At 44.1% G+C, this 17230-nt stretch carries 19 protein-coding genes; 16 read left to right on the plus strand and 3 right to left on the minus strand.

The window, feature by feature from the left end; translation table 11 throughout:
* Positions 1-46: 46 nt before the first annotated feature.
* The 4 genes from IEN92_RS07855 to glmM all read left to right on the plus strand — a co-directional run bounded on the left by IEN92_RS07855 (position 47) and on the right by glmM (position 5022).
* Positions 47-721: an RlmE family RNA methyltransferase gene (locus tag IEN92_RS07855; protein WP_215373214.1), complete on the plus strand. Its 675-nt coding sequence runs from the start codon at positions 47-49 to the stop codon at positions 719-721.
* Between the two features lie 166 nt (positions 722-887).
* The gene (ftsH, locus tag IEN92_RS07860) at positions 888-2765 is read left to right on the plus strand and encodes an ATP-dependent zinc metalloprotease FtsH (RefSeq protein WP_216162463.1); all 1878 of its coding nucleotides are present in this window, start codon (positions 888-890) and stop codon (positions 2763-2765) included.
* A 15-nt stretch (positions 2766-2780) separates the two neighbouring features.
* The gene (gene folP, locus IEN92_RS07865; RefSeq protein WP_255539813.1) at positions 2781-3647 is read left to right on the plus strand and encodes a dihydropteroate synthase; all 867 of its coding nucleotides are present in this window, start codon (positions 2781-2783) and stop codon (positions 3645-3647) included.
* A 31-nt stretch (positions 3648-3678) separates the two neighbouring features.
* Positions 3679-5022, plus strand: a complete 1344-nt coding sequence (glmM, locus tag IEN92_RS07870) for a phosphoglucosamine mutase (RefSeq protein ID WP_216162466.1) — start codon at positions 3679-3681, stop codon at positions 5020-5022.
* Between the two features lie 12 nt (positions 5023-5034).
* On the opposite strand, the gene IEN92_RS07875 is transcribed toward glmM, so the two are convergent.
* On the minus strand, positions 5035-5199 hold the full coding sequence (locus tag IEN92_RS07875) for a hypothetical protein (RefSeq protein ID WP_215373208.1): 165 nt from the start codon (positions 5197-5199) through the stop codon (positions 5035-5037).
* A 318-nt stretch (positions 5200-5517) separates the two neighbouring features.
* Between IEN92_RS07875 and IEN92_RS07880 the strand changes: the two genes are divergently transcribed.
* The 4 genes from IEN92_RS07880 (at position 5518) to IEN92_RS07895 (ending at position 7958) form a co-directional block, all read left to right on the plus strand.
* On the plus strand, positions 5518-6042 hold the full coding sequence (locus IEN92_RS07880; protein ID WP_216162469.1) for a GNAT family N-acetyltransferase: 525 nt from the start codon (positions 5518-5520) through the stop codon (positions 6040-6042).
* Between the two features lie 119 nt (positions 6043-6161).
* Complete coding sequence (locus IEN92_RS07885; RefSeq protein WP_215373204.1) at positions 6162-6338, plus strand: hypothetical protein; 177 nt, start codon at positions 6162-6164, stop codon at positions 6336-6338.
* 59 nt (positions 6339-6397) lie between these two features.
* Complete coding sequence (locus tag IEN92_RS07890; protein WP_216162472.1) at positions 6398-6859, plus strand: histidine phosphatase family protein; 462 nt, start codon at positions 6398-6400, stop codon at positions 6857-6859.
* Positions 6860-6965: 106 nt separating this feature from the next.
* On the plus strand, positions 6966-7958 hold the full coding sequence (locus tag IEN92_RS07895; protein ID WP_216162475.1) for an alpha/beta fold hydrolase: 993 nt from the start codon (positions 6966-6968) through the stop codon (positions 7956-7958).
* Here IEN92_RS07895 and IEN92_RS07900 read toward each other — a convergent pair.
* The gene (locus IEN92_RS07900; RefSeq protein ID WP_216162478.1) at positions 7948-8919 is read right to left on the minus strand and encodes a hypothetical protein; all 972 of its coding nucleotides are present in this window, start codon (positions 8917-8919) and stop codon (positions 7948-7950) included. The two genes, IEN92_RS07895 and IEN92_RS07900, sit on opposite strands and share 11 nt — an antisense overlap.
* Positions 8916-9335 carry a hypothetical protein gene (locus IEN92_RS07905; RefSeq protein WP_216162481.1) on the minus strand — a complete coding sequence of 140 codons (420 nt, stop codon included), beginning with the start codon at positions 9333-9335 and terminating at the stop codon, positions 8916-8918. The genes IEN92_RS07900 and IEN92_RS07905 overlap by 4 nt, the downstream gene beginning before the upstream one ends.
* A 113-nt stretch (positions 9336-9448) precedes the next feature.
* Between IEN92_RS07905 and IEN92_RS07910 the strand changes: the two genes are divergently transcribed.
* The 8 genes from IEN92_RS07910 to phoR all read left to right on the plus strand — a co-directional run bounded on the left by IEN92_RS07910 (position 9449) and on the right by phoR (position 17223).
* Positions 9449-10462: a CorA family divalent cation transporter gene (locus IEN92_RS07910; RefSeq protein ID WP_216162484.1), complete on the plus strand. Its 1014-nt coding sequence runs from the start codon at positions 9449-9451 to the stop codon at positions 10460-10462.
* 143 nt (positions 10463-10605) lie between these two features.
* On the plus strand, positions 10606-11628 hold the full coding sequence (gene pstS, locus IEN92_RS07915; RefSeq protein WP_216162487.1) for a phosphate ABC transporter substrate-binding protein PstS: 1023 nt from the start codon (positions 10606-10608) through the stop codon (positions 11626-11628).
* An 85-nt stretch (positions 11629-11713) separates the two neighbouring features.
* A complete protein-coding gene (pstC, locus tag IEN92_RS07920; protein WP_370623910.1) occupies positions 11714-12703 on the plus strand; it encodes a phosphate ABC transporter permease subunit PstC in 990 nt (329 codons plus the stop codon).
* Positions 12700-13566, plus strand: a complete 867-nt coding sequence (pstA, locus tag IEN92_RS07925; RefSeq protein WP_215373190.1) for a phosphate ABC transporter permease PstA — start codon at positions 12700-12702, stop codon at positions 13564-13566. Before pstC ends, pstA begins: the two co-directional genes overlap by 4 nt.
* An 8-nt stretch (positions 13567-13574) precedes the next feature.
* On the plus strand, positions 13575-14411 hold the full coding sequence (pstB, locus tag IEN92_RS07930) for a phosphate ABC transporter ATP-binding protein PstB (RefSeq protein WP_216863957.1): 837 nt from the start codon (positions 13575-13577) through the stop codon (positions 14409-14411).
* Between the two features lie 13 nt (positions 14412-14424).
* Positions 14425-15132, plus strand: a complete 708-nt coding sequence (gene phoU, locus IEN92_RS07935; protein ID WP_216162490.1) for a phosphate signaling complex protein PhoU — start codon at positions 14425-14427, stop codon at positions 15130-15132.
* 14 nt (positions 15133-15146) lie between these two features.
* Positions 15147-15860, plus strand: a complete 714-nt coding sequence (phoB, locus tag IEN92_RS07940; protein WP_215373186.1) for a phosphate regulon transcriptional regulator PhoB — start codon at positions 15147-15149, stop codon at positions 15858-15860.
* 64 nt (positions 15861-15924) lie between these two features.
* Positions 15925-17223 (plus strand): phosphate regulon sensor histidine kinase PhoR, encoded by a 1299-nt coding sequence (gene phoR, locus IEN92_RS07945; RefSeq protein WP_216162493.1) that lies wholly within the window; start codon positions 15925-15927, stop codon positions 17221-17223.
* The last annotated feature ends 7 nt before the right edge of the window (positions 17224-17230 follow it).

The following is a 17230-nucleotide window of genomic DNA, read 5'->3' on the forward strand; positions in this document are numbered from 1 at the left end:
TTAGGACGCAGAAACTAGGAAAATGTAGGGCGAAAGTGGGTAAGTTGTGGCAAAGAATAAATTTAATAAAAGTTGGTTGCAGGATCACCTAACCGATCCTTATGTGAAGATGGCCCAGAAAGAGGGCTATCGCGCACGTGCAGTTTATAAGCTGAGCGAAATTGATGAGCAAGACCATCTCATACAAGCGGGCATGACCATTGTTGACCTTGGGAGTGCCCCTGGAAGCTGGTCTCAATACGCTCGTAATCGCTTAACTGAGCTCGGTAAACATAATCCGAAGATTGAGTCTGGTAAGCCAGATGGGCAAATTATTGCTATTGATATTCTGCCGATGGAAGACATTGCTGATGTCAGTTTTATTCAAGGGGACTTTCGGGAAGAGGAGGGTCTCGCTGCATTAGAAGCTTTACTTCCGAAAGATGCCGATGGCAAGGTAGATTTGGTACTTTCGGATATGGCCCCTAACTTATCAGGCGTTGGCGTTGCCGATGCTGCCAGAATGGCTTTTCTTGCTGAAATTGCTCTCGAATTTGCGCAAGCCCACCTGAAGCCAGAAGGCGCATTATTGATTAAGTGCTTCAACGGCAGTGGTTATAGCCAGATTGTGGAGTCCTTCAAGAAGGTCTTTAAAACCGTTGCCTCTCGTAAGCCAAAAGCTTCTAGAGCCCGTTCTTCAGAGATTTTCTTGTTGGGTAGGAATCTCAAGCCACCTAAATAAGCAAAAACTGGCAAAAAATTTACCAAAATCACCTTAATACCCTCTAGAAATAGGGGTTTATGAAATAAATATGCCATTCGCTCTTGAAAAAGGGTGGTAGTAGAATCAAATACTTAGAGATAGCAATCCGCTTTAACACCTGGATGAATCCAGAAAAGGAATCAATTTGAACAGCAATATGTTCCAAAAAATCGGCGTGTGGCTCATCGTGGGCTTAGTGCTTTTCACTGTTTTTAAGCAGTTCGATAAGCCCAAGGACCAGACTCAAGTCACATATTCGCAATTTATGGATGACGCCAAAGCAGGCAAAGTGAAGCGTGTTGATGTGCAGGGTCGTACTTTGCAGGTCACTCCTGCTGATGGCAATAAATACTCCATCATCTCTCCAGGCGATATCTGGATGGTTGGTGACTTGATGAAATACGGTGTACAGGTAACCGGTAAAGCAGAAGATGAACCCAATATGTTGGTTTCTGCTTTGTACTACCTTGGACCCACTTTATTGATCATTGGTTTCTGGTTTTTCATGATGCGCCAAATGCAAGGTGGCGGCAAAGGCGGAGCATTCTCCTTTGGCAAATCCAAAGCCCGTCTCATTGATGAGAACAGTAATACCGTGACCTTTGCTGATGTTGCAGGCTGCGATGAGGCAAAAGAAGAAGTTTATGAGTTAGTCGATTTCTTAAAAGATCCTCAGAAGTTCCAAAAACTTGGCGGACGTATTCCTCATGGCGTATTGCTTGTAGGCCCTCCAGGTACAGGTAAGACTCTTTTGGCGCGTGCGATTGCAGGCGAAGCGAAGGTTCCATTCTTTTCAATCTCCGGCTCTGATTTCGTAGAGATGTTTGTGGGCGTAGGTGCATCTCGTGTGCGTGATATGTTTGAAAACGCCAAGAAAAATTCTCCTTGCATCATCTTTATTGATGAGATCGATGCTGTTGGCCGTCATCGTGGTGCCGGTATGGGCGGCGGTAATGATGAACGTGAACAAACTCTCAATCAAATGTTAGTGGAGATGGATGGCTTTGAGAGCAATAGTGGCGTGATCGTGGTTGCTGCAACCAATCGCTCCGATGTGCTAGATAAAGCACTATTACGCCCAGGACGTTTTGATAGACAAGTGCACGTTGGCTTGCCTGACATCCGTGGTCGCGAACAGATTCTGCAAGTACATATGCGCAAAGTTCCGATTGATCCAGATGTGAATGCTGCAGTATTGGCACGTGGTACTCCAGGATTTTCTGGTGCCGATTTGGCAAACCTCGTAAATGAATCTGCATTATTTGCAGCCCGCCGTAATAAGCGTGCAGTCGATATGAAGGACTTTGAAGATGCTAAGGACAAGATCTATATGGGTCCTGAGCGTAAGTCTGCAGTGATGCGTGAAGAAGAGCGTCGTAACACCGCCTACCATGAGTCTGGACACGCTGTCGTGGCCAAGGTTCTTCCTAAAGCTGACCCAGTACATAAAGTCACCATCATGCCTCGCGGTATGGCATTGGGTGTAACTTGGCAATTACCAGAATTCGATCGTGTGAATCTTTATAAAGATCGCATGTTGGAAGAGTTAGCAATTCTGTTTGGCGGTCGTGCTGCTGAAGAAGTGTTCTTGCACTCAATGAGTACAGGTGCCTCAAATGACTTTGAGCGTGCTACCAAAATGGCGCGCGACATGGTGACACGCTATGGAATGAGCGACAGTCTCGGTACCATGGTATACGTTGATACAGAATCAGAAAGCATTTTTGGCCGTAACAGCACCAAAACTGTCTCTGAATTAACTCAGCAAAAAGTTGATGCCGAAATTCGGATGTTGATTGATAGCCAATATGCTTTAGCAAAGTCTATCTTGGAGCAAAACCGCGACAAGGTTGAAGCGATGGTTGCTGCATTGCTTGAATGGGAAACCATTGATGCGGAGCAGATCAACGACATTATGGAAGGTCGTCCACCGCGTACACCTAAGCCACCACCAGCAACCCAGTTTGGTAATTCTGCTGGTACTACTGGCCCAGCTGCTGGCAGTGCACCTGCTACGGCCTAAGCGCCACGGAGTGTCATGATCCAGCAAGGCATGCAAGGAGTGCCCACAACATGGCGTTGTGGGCGTTTTCTTTTTGATCTGGCCAACCGTAAGCGTCCCATCGTGATGGGCATTTTGAACGCGACTCCAGATTCATTTTCTGATGGCGGTAAATACAGGTCTGCAACTGATGCAATTGCTCAAGCTGAGCGCATGATTGCCGATGGCGTTGATCTCATTGATATTGGTGGTGAATCCACTCGTCCAGGTGCTGAACCTGTCAGCTTGCAAGAAGAGTTAGATCGAGTGATGCCTGTCATTGAAGGGCTCAGAGATTGTGGCAAGCCACTATCCATTGATACCTATAAAGCAGAAACGATGCGCCAGGCGCTTAAAGCCGGCGTTGATTGTGTGAATGATATTTGGGCTTTGAGACAAGATGGTGCTGTTGAGGCAGTAGCCGCTAACCAAGATTGTGGAGTGGTGCTAATGCACATGCAACGCGATCCACTCACGATGCAATTTAATCCAGAATATTCGAATGTGATTGAAGAAGTCTCGCTCTTCTTAAAAGAGCGGGCACAGTTATTGATTGACAACGGAATTGCCCCCAATCGCATTGCTCTAGATCCAGGATTTGGTTTTGGAAAGCGTCTTGATCACAATCTGGAGATGTTGGCTCGCTTTGCTGCATTTTCTAAATTGGGTTTCCCGGTATTGGCGGGTATCTCACGTAAATCAATGATCGGTAAATTAACTGGGAAAGAAACCCAAGACCGACTAGCTCCTAGTGTCGCCGCAGCCATTATGGCGGCTGATCGAGGTGCCAAAATTATCCGTGTTCATGATGTCCCTGAAACGGTAGATTCTCTAAAACTATGGGAGGCTGTGCAGGCTGATTGAGCCCAGGCAGCAGAGTTTTATAATCATCATTATGAAAAAACAATACTTTGGTACGGATGGCATTCGGGGTGAAGTTGGGAAGTTTCCCATCGTTCCTGAATTTATGACCCGCTTAGGTTATGCCGCAGGTATTGTGTTGTCGCGTAATGCTAAAGCTGGCGAGCGTTGCAAAGTGCTTATTGGCAAAGATACCCGCATCTCAGGATACCTATTAGAGGCCGCATTGGAGGCAGGATTTGCAGCTGCTGGTGTTGATGTCATGCTGTGCGGACCGATGCCTACACCGGGAGTTGCTTACCTTACTAAGGCACTTCGCTTAACTGCAGGGGTAGTGATTTCAGCATCACACAATCCTTACCAGGACAATGGCATCAAGTTTTTCTCTTCCAATGGCGATAAGCTCGATGATGATTTTGAGCTAGCTATTGAAGCTGAACTAGAGAAACCCATGGGTTGTGTCAGTGCTGAGGAGTTGGGCAAAGCGTATCGACTAGATGATGCAGCCGGTCGCTATATCGAGTTTTGTAAATCAACCTTCCCGGGAGATCTTAATCTTAAGGGTCTCAAGCTAGTTGTAGATTGCGCCAATGGTGCCGCGTATCACACTGCACCGCATGTGTTTCATGAGTTGGGGGCAGAAGTCATTTCGATTGGTGTCCAACCCGATGGCAGAAATATCAATGACGGCTGCGGTGCAACAGCGCCGGCAGCACTGATTGCTAAAGTCAAAGAAGAGAATGCTGATCTTGGAATTGCATTAGATGGGGATGCCGACCGTTTACAAATGGTAGATGCCAGTGGACGTTTATTTAATGGCGATGAACTGCTTTATGTTCTCGCTAAAGATCGTCTTGATAGAGGCCAAAAAATCGGTGGTGCAGTTGGCACCTTGATGACGAACTTGGCTGTGGAAAATGCCATTAAAGATCTTGGTATTGGATTTGAGCGTGCCAATGTTGGCGATCGCTATGTCTTAGAGCTTTTAAAGCAAAAGGGCTGGATCATTGGCGGAGAAGGTTCTGGTCATTTGCTTTGCTTAGATCAGCACTCTACTGGTGATGGCACGATTGCAGCTTTACAAATCTTGGCGGCCATGAGCCAAAACAAAAAGAGCCTCGCACAATTACTAGATAAGGTAAATGTCTTTCCGCAGGTTCTACTCAACGTGAAGTTCAAACCAGGATACGATTGGAAGCAAGATTCACAACTATTGCAGCAAATTGCTACAGTAGAAGCGAGCTTACAGAATATCGGTCGAGTGTTAATTCGGGCATCGGGGACTGAACCCTTATTACGCATCATGGTAGAGACTCAAGATGCCCAATTGGCAATGAGTTCAGCTAAGAGCATTGCAGATTTAGTACCGACCGCCTGAGTTTTCCAAACTTTAGTCACGCGCCTTACCGGGCCAAAGCTTTGATCGAAGGGCTTTCTTAATCTTCTTTTGAGCCAAGTGTTGCCAGATTAATCTTTTTTGCACAAGAGATTTGGAATCCCATTGGGAATCCACTTTTTGCTCTACTTGCGCATTGTCGTGGTGTTCTTTACTCATAAAGACCTCGAGAACATTAGAAATTGGTTACCTATGGGCTGTTAGCACAAACTGTTCGCACGCAGTAACGGCAGAATTCCACTTCATATCCCATAAGTAGAACTCTAGATTAGCAAGCAAATATGACAATTTATTAATAGGGATATCAGCACTGCAGAATCCTTATTACTTGTCATGAAACTGACATCTATTTGTCATCTTTGAAATTGATATGCGATGGGGGTAGTATGAATAGAGTAGGCGAGTATGTAGCCATGAAAAGTCGTATTTAGATGAATTTCATTTTATTTTTATGAACGAATTACAAGGCAATAAGTAATGGATGCAGCACTTATGGAAAAATGGCCTTTGACCCATGGAGGTATATGTTTAATTAGGCCAATCTCCTTGGATGATCGCGATTCAGTATTGGATCTTTTTGACCACTTATCTTCAAAGAGTCGATATTTTCGCTATGCCCATGCTATGTCGACACTACCAGAGGAGTTGTTAATTCAAATTATTCATGCAAGCTCGCCTGATAATTTTGCATTAGTTGCAATTGTTAAAAAAGAAAATCAACCAGAAAGTCTAGTGGGAATCGCAAGGTATATTCAAGACCTTAATGCTACAAAAGGGGAATTCTCATTATCGGTAAGCGATGATTATCACCATGAGGGTATTGGCTCCCATTTAATGCATGCCATCATGCATTCTGCCAAGTTGAATGGTTTAACAGAAATTTACGGCTATGTTGTTAAAGAGAATCATGACATGCTTGCCCTGATGCGACATCTAGATTTCTCGCTTCAGACCGATGAGGAGGATGCAGGCTTGTATATAGCGACTCACAATTGCATTTAGAGTCCGATTTCCTTATAGTCATTAATCTGTCACGATTTCTGCCTAAAGTCGTCAATTAGAGGCTTCCTGAACCCGAATACTGGGGGATTCACTTTCTAAATAAATCTAGGGTAAGCAATATGAGTTTATATAACGACATTTTGAAGAAGTTACGCAAAACAGGGATGCTCGACTTGACTGAATATCGTCAGCTCTCACGAAAAGAAATTGATACGCTGGGGGATGACATTCGTTACTGGTGTACCTACGGCAATGGCAAGCTTGAAAAGCTTGGCAAAGAGAAGAAAGAAAAATAGATTTCCTCTCATTCCACTAATGATTGGCATGCTAAACGTTGGGTACCAAAACTTTATTTTTGTTACGACATGCCAAAGCAATCACTGGCGGAATTGATCTACCTGATCAGGACAGACCTTTATCGGAGAGTGGACTAAAGGACGCCAGTAAGCTCAGTAATAAGTTGCATAAAAAGGGCGCTCATTTCGATCTCATTGTTACCAGTCCAGCAATTCGTGCAATCACCACAGCTCAAATCATCATTAACCATTTAAATATGAAGGGGAGTAATTTTTTAATTGATCCTCTCCTATATGGAGCTGATTCCAATACTTTGCTTGAATACATTTCGCGGGCTAGTAAGAAGTACGACGAGCTGATGATTGTTGGGCACAACCCTAGCTTGATTGATCTTGCAACACACCTTGCTGGCGAATCAGTTGCGATGCCAACCTGCGCTTTAATGAAAGTTAATTTTGGTTTTAAAGATTGGGCCAAAGTAATGACTGAAAAGTCAACTAAATTCACCTTTATCAATTAATGAGTATTGAGGTTTAGCGATCCCTCTTTAATTACCATACTGTCATCAATTAGGCATATAGTGGTCTTGTCAGCCTTACTGCTATTTTTTTAAACACCGAAGCCTAATGCCCAAACATCTTTACGATTTTTTTAAACATTTATTGAGTGGTCAAGCACAGCGCGCTATAGAAGTACCGAAAGAGTCTTATATCCCGGTAGACAACAGTATCATCACTGAGATCAATCTTCCACCAGTGGAACCTCAGATAGATATAGAGGAAGATCAACCCATTGCAGACCCACATTGGTCTCCAGTATTGCCCACTACTGAATTTTTTGTAACACAATCTGAAGGTTCATCCAGACGTATTGCCTATACTGTTTCTGGAAACCTAGATGCAAACAAGGTGTTGTTATGTTTGCCTGGGCTCCTCGAAACGAAGCGCTCTTTTAACGTACTGCACGCCTATTTTTTACGGTTTTCTGAATGTAAAGTGATTAGTATCGACTTCTCTGGACGCGGTGAATCTGATTCCCTTGCTGCGCATGAGCAATACAAAATGTCGATTTACTTAACAGACATCATCCAGTTTTTAGAATCCAAAATTTTTGTGAAGGGCGATAAAAAAGTTCGCTTGACTATTTTGGGAACAAGTATGGGCGGTGTGCTCGCCATGTATTTAGCTCAGCGCTTTAAAAGCAAGATTTATGAAATTATCCTGAACGACATCGCGCTTACGGTCAATTGGACATCTCTGTATTCTCTATATAAGTCTATGCACAATGAAGCGGGGTACGCAGAGATACGTGATTTGGCGCATGAACTGAGCGTTGACCAACGGGCGATCGCGGATGTGCAATTACCCACCCATTTTGATCTTTCTTATCGCGCAGATATTTGGGGTATGAACTTCCATGACGTCCTTGAAGGCTATAAAGGCAAAGTCGGACTGATTTATGGAGGTGAATCAAAGATCTGCACTAGACGCCGCGTTAAGGAAGCAATCGCGCTATTACGTAATCTCAATACTTGCGAAGTTCCTGGAGCTGGACATCCAGCGCCATTCGATCTGAAGGTGTGTTCCTTCATTCAAGATGAAATGGGTGTTAAGGGCTAGGGTGAAGCATATTCTGCTTGAGCAGAATAGGTGTGAAGCTAAATGGTTGCTCTGACTTTGGGTCTACTTCAATTTCAACACCTTGAATGAGTTCCGCACCCATCACTTGGAGTCGCAGCACATTTTCGAGAGCATGTTTCTGATCAGGGGTTTTTAAAGGTTGATCAATGATGAGTCGATGGCTATCACCGTGGATCAGCAGTATTGGCTTTTTCAATTCCTCTGCATGCTTACTTAAGCTGAATAGAGTATCGCGATAGCCACTTTCAGGATCTATTGGCTCTTTGCCGGTATAGAACATATCGGCTTGATAGAAAAAGATTAAGCCAACATATTGATTGGTTGAGGCGAGTTCAAATGCTCGCTTGATCCAGCTCAGATTGGCTTGATTGCGTTCGCGATACTCTGCTTTTGCAGCCTCATCTCGTTCAAAATTATTATTTGATCCGGGAATATGTACGTTAACGAAGAGCACACCATTTTTTACGAATGATGAATTTTCAACAAACTTGCTGTATTGCGGATCAAGGTCAGATTGCCTGGTGAGTTGCAATGCTTGCTTGCCAAGACTCATCTTATTTTGAAAGAATGTCTGACGTAGCCTTGCTAAGCGCTCTAGTGGATCATATGAGCCCGCAAGTGGTCTGTGGCAATCTGTCCATTCGTTGTCACCAACGCTATAGATTAGGGGCCCATTAAATTGATTGAAGTAATTTTTAACGAGCTGGTTAAATTCATCGCTGCAATTGGATGATCCAGATTTCGTATCACCAATAAAGAGGGTGAAACTGGGTTTTAGTCGATTGATTTCAGTAATCAATCTTTCGTAACGTACATAGTCTTTGGGTGGGTTGTATGGCATATCCCCAATGGCCACAAACTTAAAGCTTTGGGCAAAGCTAGTGCAGGCATATCCAAAGATCAGGCCAAGAAAGATCAGTTTATGGCGTCGAATATTCATTTATAGTCATTTAGTGCATTGCTGAGCTCTTTAACTTCTAACTCTCCGAAAATATAGGATTCTGCACTCACCTCGGTCCAGCCGAGATCTTGGAATACATCAGCATACCCTTTAGAGTATTTCTTGGAGATGCCGTAAAAAATATCGGTGAGTTCGTCTTGTTCATCTTCTTGAACGGTATCAGAAAAATAGATGACTTTTTCACCGCCATAAGTTTCGCCGATTGTTCCACCGGGAATGTCCTGAATGCAGATTCCAACATCCGGATCATATGCCTTCGTAAACTTTGGCTTGATATTGGTAAGCACTGAACCTAACTTCCACACCATGCCACACTTGATTTCTTTGTTTTCACGTTTGAAAACGTGGCGCTCCACTATGGAGCCCATTTCTAAGGGAATTATCTGATAGTTCATGAGACCTCCACCTTGTGTAAATCGTTGCGAACCTGAATCCCATTCTCTCTCTAGATTGTGACAATTGCGTATACCCATTCAAATCAGCGAAACACCTGTTTTACAATCTGAGCATGGAAATCACGCAAACACCATCCACCTTCCCGATTGCAGGAGTAGTTTTTGCCTGGGCCATGCCAGCTACGGGGAATGGTTATGAGATTCCTTTATTTGAAATCGAAGCTACGTTAAATGATCCAAACTTCTCAGTTTGGCTGCATCTGAATCTATCTAATACCCAAGTTCAACGCTGGTTAGGGAAAACCACTCTGGTTCCAGAGCGAGTCGTTGACCTGATTAATGAGGGTGAAAATTTATCCCGTATAGAGCGGATTGAAAAGCTAGACGATTGTTTGTTGATGGTGATGAATGACTTTCACCAAGAGTTCGGTGATGAGAGTGCGGACGCTACTTTGGGAACCCTATGGGCCATCATCACGCCACGATTGATGATTTCTTTACGGAATAACCCCTTAAGAACTACCGATAAGCTCCGCTTTGACCTGAGGAATGGTCAACTCAACCCAACTTCGGCTATTGAACTGTTTCACGAACTATTAGATTTGCGGGCAGAACAATTGCGTTCTTTATTGGTTTACTTATCAGCCAATATGGATGATTTAGAGGAAAACTTGCTTAAGGGCAGGGAATTCCCGGAACATGAGAGCATAGGCAGAATTCGTATACAGTGCAGCCGCTTACGTAGGCATTTTTCTCCAGAGCTCATTGCCTTGCATAGATTGCTCAAGCGTTTACCGTATTGGTTTTCGGATGATGACAAGGGCAGGCTGCAGGACGATGTTGATCTCTTGACATATCTAGTTCAAGAAATTAACGGCTTATACGATCGCGCCAAGGTTCTTCAAGATGAACAGGCTGCCCACGTTGCAGAATTCAATGCTAGAAACTTGCAGGTCTTGTCTGTTATGACCGTGATCTTCTTGCCGATGACTTTGATTACTGGAGTGATGGGCATGAATATGGAAGATCTTCCGGGTCTAAAAGGGTCTTTTTATGAGGTTATGGTTCTCATGGCAATCGCTGGTGCAGCAGTTTATGCAGGCTTAAAGCTCAAAAGAATTATCTAAATTTTAGTCATAGAACCTATATAAGTCATTGATTTATATAGATAAATATCTAAAATGGACCTAGTGTCACTAAATAGTCATAGTGAAATCGTATTGTCCATCTATCGCAATGTTGCGAAATTTTCATCCAAGGACAATTTTTCATGAAATCTTTTTTGAAGAAAGCACTAGTTGTTAGCGCTATTTCTCTTGCTCCAGCAGCATTTGCAGTAGATATGACAGGTGCCGGTGCGACATTCCCATACCCAATTTACGCAAAATGGGCAGAAGCTTTCAAAGCAAAGACTGGCTCAAACTTAAACTACCAGTCCATTGGTTCTTCTGGCGGTATTAAACAAATTAAAGCAAAAACTGTAGATTTCGGTGCAACTGATAATCCAGTGAAGTTTGAAGATCTCGAAGCGGATGGCCTGGTTCAATTCCCTGCAATTATCGGTGGTGTTGTTCCAGTAATTAACGTAGAAGGCGTTAAGCCAGGCGAAATCAAATTGGACGGCCCAACATTGGCTGATATTTTCCAAGGTGTTATTTCTGACTGGAGCGATAAGCGTATTGCGATCATGAATCCTGGTGTAAAGATTCCTTCTGGTCCAATTACTGTAGTGACCCGTGCCGATGGCTCAGGTACAACAGCGATCTTTACTGACTACTTGGCTAAAACCAGCACTTTGTTCAAAGAGGCTGTTGGTTCTGGTGCTAACGTGAAGTGGCCTGCTGCTTCCACTGTTGGTGGTAAAGGTAACGAGGGCGTAGCTGCAAACGTAACGCGCGTTAAAAATGCAATCGGTTATGTTGAGTACGCTTATGCTAAGAAAAACAAAATGACTTTCATCTCTTTGAAAAATAAAGACGGTAATTTTGTTGCTCCAGATGATGCTACTTTCGCTGCTGCTGCTGCCGGTACAGATTGGTCAAAGATTCCTGGTATGGGTACATTCATCACCAATGCATCTGGTGCTAAGTCATGGCCAATCACTGGTGCATCTTTTATCTTGATGTACAAGAAGCCAGAAAACAAAGCAAACTCTGCTGAAGTGATCAAGTTCTTTGAATTTGCATTCAAAGACGGTAAGAAGATGGCTGAAGAGTTGGACTATGTTCCAATGCCTGACGCTACAACTGACTTCATTCGTAAGAATGTATTCACTAAAGTGACAACCAAGTAAGGTTGGATGATTTATCTTTAATCATTGATCTAAAAACAGCTCCACAATGTTGTGGGGCTGTTTCAATATTTAAATAAGCTAATCTATGATGGATATCACGCAGTCACATTCAGCGCCTACTCCCCAGGCCCTGAGAATTGCTAAATTACAGCGAGTCCAAGACTTCCTGTTTCATGGCATTACCCAATTCTTTGCTCTATCTGTGTTAATCGCATTGATGGGCATTTTGATTTCACTCATAATCAATGCATGGCCTGCATTGCACACCTTCGGCCCAGCATTCTTCTTCACCCAAGAGTGGGATATTGTGAATGGTGAGTTTGGTGGCTTGATTGCGATCTACGGTACTGTAGTGACCTCAATCATTGCTTTGTTGATTGCAGTGCCATTGAGCTTTGGTATCGCAGTATTTTTAACAGAACTGTGTCCAGGACCATTGCGTAGACCCCTCGGTACAGCAGTTGAGTTGCTGGCAGCCGTGCCATCCATCATCTATGGCATGTTTGGCCTGTTTATTTTTGCTCCATTGTTTGCGGAATATATTCAGCCTGCGCTAGCTGAAACCTTAGGACAAATTCCTGGATTGGGCATTCTGTTCTCAGGTGCTTACAACGGTATTGGTATTTTGTGTGCTGGCTTAATCCTCGCCATGATGATTCTGCCTTTTATCGCGTCTGTAATGCGTGACGTATTTGAAATCGTTCCACCGGTTCTTAAAGAGTCTGCCTACGGTATTGGTTGCACAACTTGGGAAGTGGTTAAGAACGTTGTACTTCCTTACACCAAAGCTGGTGTTATCGGTGGTGTGATGTTGGGCCTTGGTAGAGCGCTCGGCGAAACTATGGCCGTCACTTTCGTGATCGGTAATGCACATCGTCTATCAGCCTCATTATTTGCTCCAGGCACATCCATTGCATCAACTTTGGCAAACGAATTTGGTGAAGCGGAAGCTGGCAATCACCTTTCTTCACTCTACGCGCTGGGTTTAGCGCTCTTCATCATTACTTTCATTGTGTTGGCATGTGCTAAGTGGATGCTCAACAATATGGAGAAGAAGCAAGGGATGAAAACATGAACAATACTTCAAATATCAACCCAGCAATCTTCGCAAAGCGTAAACGCGCCAATAAGATTGGACTCACTTTATCTATGGGGGCAATGCTCCTAGGTATGATTTTTCTATTCTGGATTTTGGGCGTTCTCTTATTTAAAGGATTCTCAGCTCTGGATTGGTCTTTGTTTACAGCAAGCACCCCAGCCCCAGGCTCTGATGGCGGTGGCTTAGCAAATGCAATCGTTGGCAGCTTACTGCTAGTGGGTTGCTGTACCTTTATCAGTACGCCTGTCGGTGTATTGGCGGGACTTTATTTATCAGAGTATGGCGATCGTAGCCGCGTTGCTTCGGTGACCCGTTTTGTTACAGACATCATGCTCTCAGCCCCCTCTATTGTGATTGGCTTGTTCGTTTACGCATTTATCGTCGCACAAGCAAGACACTTTTCTGGATGGGCCGGTACTGTAGCTCTAGCCTTGATTGCTATTCCTGTCGTTGTTCGCACAACTGAAAATATGTTGCGCTTGGTGCCGGGAAGTTTGCGTGAAGCAGCTTATGCATTGGGAACGCCGAAGTGGAAAGTGGCTTTCAAGATTACCTTGCGCGCTGCACAAAGCGGAGTGATGACCGGTATCTTATTGGCACTTGCTCGCGTCAGTGGTGAAACTGCACCATTGCTGTTCACGGCTTTGAATAACCAGTTCTTCTCCACCAATATGAATGCACCTATGGCGAACTTGCCAGTGGTGATTTTCCAATTTGCAATGAGCCCCTATGACAACTGGGTAGAACTAGCATGGGGCGGAGCATTACTAATTACATTTGCCGTTCTCGGCTTAAATATTTTGGCGCGCGTCGTATTCCGTGAGAAGGTTCAGGGATGATGAGCAATATGAAAACAATGTTTGACTTAAATACGATTGATAGTCAAGGGGGTAAAGTGGAAACAACAAATCAACATTCAGAGCAGGCCGCTATCAATGCGATTGAAGTTCGTAATCTCAATTTCTACTACGGTGGATTCCAAGGCTTAAAAGGTATTAACTTGGATATTGAGCAGGGTAAAGTGACAGCATTTATCGGACCATCGGGTTGCGGTAAATCCACCTTATTGCGTACCCTAAACCGTATGTATGACCTCTATCCAGGTCAGCGCGCTGAAGGTGAGATCAATTTTTATGGTCAAAACATCCTAGCCCCAGGTCAAGACTTGAATTTGCTGCGTTCCCGTATTGGCATGGTTTTCCAAAAACCAACCCCGTTCCCAATGTCCATTTATGAAAACATTGCCTTCGGTGTGCGTTTGTATGAAAAACTCTCCCGTTCCGAGATGGACGAGCGTGTTGAATGGGCCTTGAACAAAGCGGCTCTCTGGACTGAAGCAAAAGACAAATTGAATCAGAGTGGTTTGTCACTATCAGGCGGTCAACAACAACGTCTGTGTATTGCACGTGGTGTAGCTGTGAAGCCCTCAGTGATTTTGTTGGATGAGCCTACTTCAGCATTGGATCCAATTTCTACTGGCAAAATTGAAGAACTCATCAATGAGCTCAAGCACGAATACACCATTGCGATTGTTACCCACAATATGCAGCAGGCTGCCCGTGTTTCTGATTACACCGCCTATATGTACCTCGGTAACTTGGTGGAGTATGGTAAAACGGATGAAATCTTTATCAAGCCTAAGCGTAAAGAAACAGAAGACTATATTACTGGCCGTTTCGGTTAATTGGAGACATTAAATGCCTGATAAACACCTGTCATCACAATTTGATGCTGATTTAAATGCACTTTCAAGCCGCTTGCTTGAAATGGGTGGATTGGTTGAGTCACAGATCTCAACAGCCATGCGTGCATTTACACAAATGGATCTCGATACTTGTAATGTCGTCATCGAGAATGAAAAGTTGGTGAATGATCTTGAAATTCAAATTGATTTAGCTTGTACAGAAGTTATTGCGAAACGCCAACCAACGGCACGTGATTTGCGCTTGGTGATGGCGGTATCTAAAGCGATTACCAATCTGGAGCGTGCTGGCGATGAGGCCGAGCGTGTAGCGAAGAGCACTAAGAATTTGATTCAGTCTGGTGCACCACACAACATTAACGTTGCAGAAATTCGTTTATCTGGTCAGATGGCGATTAACTCCTTGCGTCGTAGCTTAGATTCCTTTGCGCGTCTCGACACTATTGCGGCTGCTGAAGTGGTTGCTGAGGATCGTCAAATCGATGAAGAATTCAGAGGATTTGTTCGTAAATTGATGTCCTATATGGCGGAAGATCCCCATATCATCAGCACTGGTCTCGATATGTTGAGCATTGCTAAGGCGATCGAGCGTATTGGTGACCATGCAAAGAACATCGCAGAATTTGTGATCTATATTGCAAAGGGCTCTGATGTCCGTCACATTCCCCACGAAGATTTAGTGCGCGAAGCCAATAAGCCTTAACAATTTATCTCCAAATGACTCACCGCATACTAATAGTTGAAGATGAGCCATCAATCGCTGAGCTGATTGCTATCAATCTCACTCATGCTGGTTATGAGGTTGAAAAGGCCATGCAAACTGATATTGCGATCAGTTTGATGAAAGATCGTTTGCCCAGCTTAATTATTTTGGACTGGATGCTTCCCGGAAAATCTGGCGTGCAATTTGCTAAAGAGCTACGTGCCAATGATCGGACTAGAGGCCTACCCATTTTGATGCTGACCGCTAAAAGCGAAGAAGCAGATAAGGTCTTGGGTCTAGATTCTGGTGCTGATGACTATGTCACTAAGCCTTTTTCACCGAAAGAGCTGATTGCTCGGGTCAAGGCTTTGTTACGTCGCCAGACTCCAGTGGAGGACACTGGACCGCTAACAATTGGACCTTTGAAATTGGACCCAAGCTCCCATCGTGTTTTGGCAATCTGGCCAGATAGCGATCCGAAGCCGGTATCCCTTGGACCCACTGAATACCGCTTACTCCAATTTTTTATGTCGAATCCAGAGCGAGTACATTCTAGAACCAATCTGCTCGATAACGTCTGGGGTAACGAGGTCTATATCGAAGAGCGGACGGTAGATGTCCATATCAAGCGCTTACGTGCAGCCTTGACTCCGGTTAATTGCGATCACTATATCGAGACAGTTAGAGGCAGCGGTTACCGGATCACCAAAACCCCAAGCGAGAGTTAAAAAGGGCTTAGCTGCCTGTTTATGTAATTTCTAGCGCAGTCTTGAGATGGGCTAAGATTGCACCATGATTTCTGCCTTAGCCCGCTTCCTGTTCTTAGTTTCTTTAGCACTGATAGCCGCCTTTTTATCCTTAGAGCAATTTGGGCCAACTTGGGCTATTTTTGTCGGTCTTGGATTCTTATCCATTCCATTGATTTATTCCTACATCAATCTTGCGCGCCTGGGTAAATACGTGCAATCAGATTCAGTAGAGCTCATGCCGCTTCCTGGTGGATTTTGGGAAGAAGTTTTTTTCAAGTTGCAGCGTTTAGTGAAAAACTTAAAAGAAAAAATGCGCAGCATTGAGCAACAGCACAATCACTTCATTGAGGCGTTTCAAGCATCACCTAACGGTATTGTGATGTTGGATGAAGATGATCAGATTGAATGGTGCAATGCAATTGCAGAGCGTTTTTTTGGTTTAATTTTCAAAAGAGATGTATTGCAACGCATTAATTTCTTAATCCGTCGACCAGAATTTGTTCAATATTTAAATAAACGTGATTTTGAAGAACCCTTGCTCATGGAGCGCATGGGTCCTGACAGTAGTCTCAGTTTAATGCTACAAGTATTTCCATTTGGTCAAAATCGCCACCTATTGCTTGTGCAAAACGTGACCGATTTGCAGAAAGCAGATGCGATGCGTCGTGACTTCGTGGCCAATGTCTCTCACGAGATGAGAACCCCAATTACTGTATTGATGGGCTTTCTAGAGACGGTCCAGTCTTTAGATCTTGAGAGGGAACAACGAGATCAATACTTTGAGATGATGATGTCTCAAGCACAGCGCATGAAGGGTTTGGTTGAGGATTTACTAACTCTAGCCAACCTCGAGGCAAATGCATTGCCTGCTGTTAGTACCCGAGTCAATCTTGAAACGGTTATGGCTTATCTTCGAAATGATGCCGAAGCACTCTCACAAGGCAAGCATGTTTTTAGTTTTGAGAATGCAGCCGCTGTCAATATCCTGGGTGATGAACGCGAAATTCTTTCTGCATTTAGTAATCTCGTATCCAATGCGATTCGCTATACCCCAGATTCAGGCTCTATTCACGTGAAATGGAAAATGATTGCGCAAGATCAAGGCGAATTCTCTGTAAGCGATACCGGCCCTGGCATTGCTTCTGAACATATTTCAAGATTGACTGAGCGTTTTTATCGGGTGGATAGGAGCCGCTCTCGCGATACTGGTGGTACAGGCCTAGGATTGGCAATTGTGAAGCACATTGCAAGCCGTCATCAAGCCCAACTCATTATTGAGAGTACTCCAGGCAGGGGGAGTACTTTTATGCTGCGTTTTCCAAAAGAGCGCCTATCTGAATAAGCCAAAT

The organism is Polynucleobacter sp. MWH-Creno-3A4, from assembly GCF_018881885.1.
GTDB lineage: Bacteria > Pseudomonadota > Gammaproteobacteria > Burkholderiales > Burkholderiaceae > Polynucleobacter.

Excerpts from the sequence above, each read along its gene's own strand:
- folP (WP_255539813.1), top strand. The coding sequence starts at position 2,781 with ATGATCCAGCAAGGCATGCAAGGAGTGCCCACAACATGGCGTTGTGGG.
- glmM (WP_216162466.1), top strand. The coding sequence starts at position 3,679 with ATGAAAAAACAATACTTTGGTACGGATGGCATTCGGGGTGAAGTTGGG.
- IEN92_RS07875 (WP_215373208.1), bottom strand. The coding sequence starts at position 5,199 with ATGAGTAAAGAACACCACGACAATGCGCAAGTAGAGCAAAAAGTGGAT.
- IEN92_RS07880 (WP_216162469.1), top strand. The coding sequence starts at position 5,518 with ATGGATGCAGCACTTATGGAAAAATGGCCTTTGACCCATGGAGGTATA.
- IEN92_RS07885 (WP_215373204.1), top strand. The coding sequence starts at position 6,162 with ATGAGTTTATATAACGACATTTTGAAGAAGTTACGCAAAACAGGGATG.
- IEN92_RS07895 (WP_216162475.1), top strand. The coding sequence starts at position 6,966 with ATGCCCAAACATCTTTACGATTTTTTTAAACATTTATTGAGTGGTCAA.
- IEN92_RS07900 (WP_216162478.1), bottom strand. The coding sequence starts at position 8,919 with ATGAATATTCGACGCCATAAACTGATCTTTCTTGGCCTGATCTTTGGA.
- IEN92_RS07905 (WP_216162481.1), bottom strand. The coding sequence starts at position 9,335 with ATGAACTATCAGATAATTCCCTTAGAAATGGGCTCCATAGTGGAGCGC.
- IEN92_RS07910 (WP_216162484.1), top strand. The coding sequence starts at position 9,449 with ATGGAAATCACGCAAACACCATCCACCTTCCCGATTGCAGGAGTAGTT.
- pstS (WP_216162487.1), top strand. The coding sequence starts at position 10,606 with ATGAAATCTTTTTTGAAGAAAGCACTAGTTGTTAGCGCTATTTCTCTT.
- pstC (WP_370623910.1), top strand. The coding sequence starts at position 11,714 with ATGATGGATATCACGCAGTCACATTCAGCGCCTACTCCCCAGGCCCTG.
- pstA (WP_215373190.1), top strand. The coding sequence starts at position 12,700 with ATGAACAATACTTCAAATATCAACCCAGCAATCTTCGCAAAGCGTAAA.
- pstB (WP_216863957.1), top strand. The coding sequence starts at position 13,575 with ATGAAAACAATGTTTGACTTAAATACGATTGATAGTCAAGGGGGTAAA.
- phoU (WP_216162490.1), top strand. The coding sequence starts at position 14,425 with ATGCCTGATAAACACCTGTCATCACAATTTGATGCTGATTTAAATGCA.
- phoB (WP_215373186.1), top strand. The coding sequence starts at position 15,147 with ATGACTCACCGCATACTAATAGTTGAAGATGAGCCATCAATCGCTGAG.
- phoR (WP_216162493.1), top strand. The coding sequence starts at position 15,925 with ATGATTTCTGCCTTAGCCCGCTTCCTGTTCTTAGTTTCTTTAGCACTG.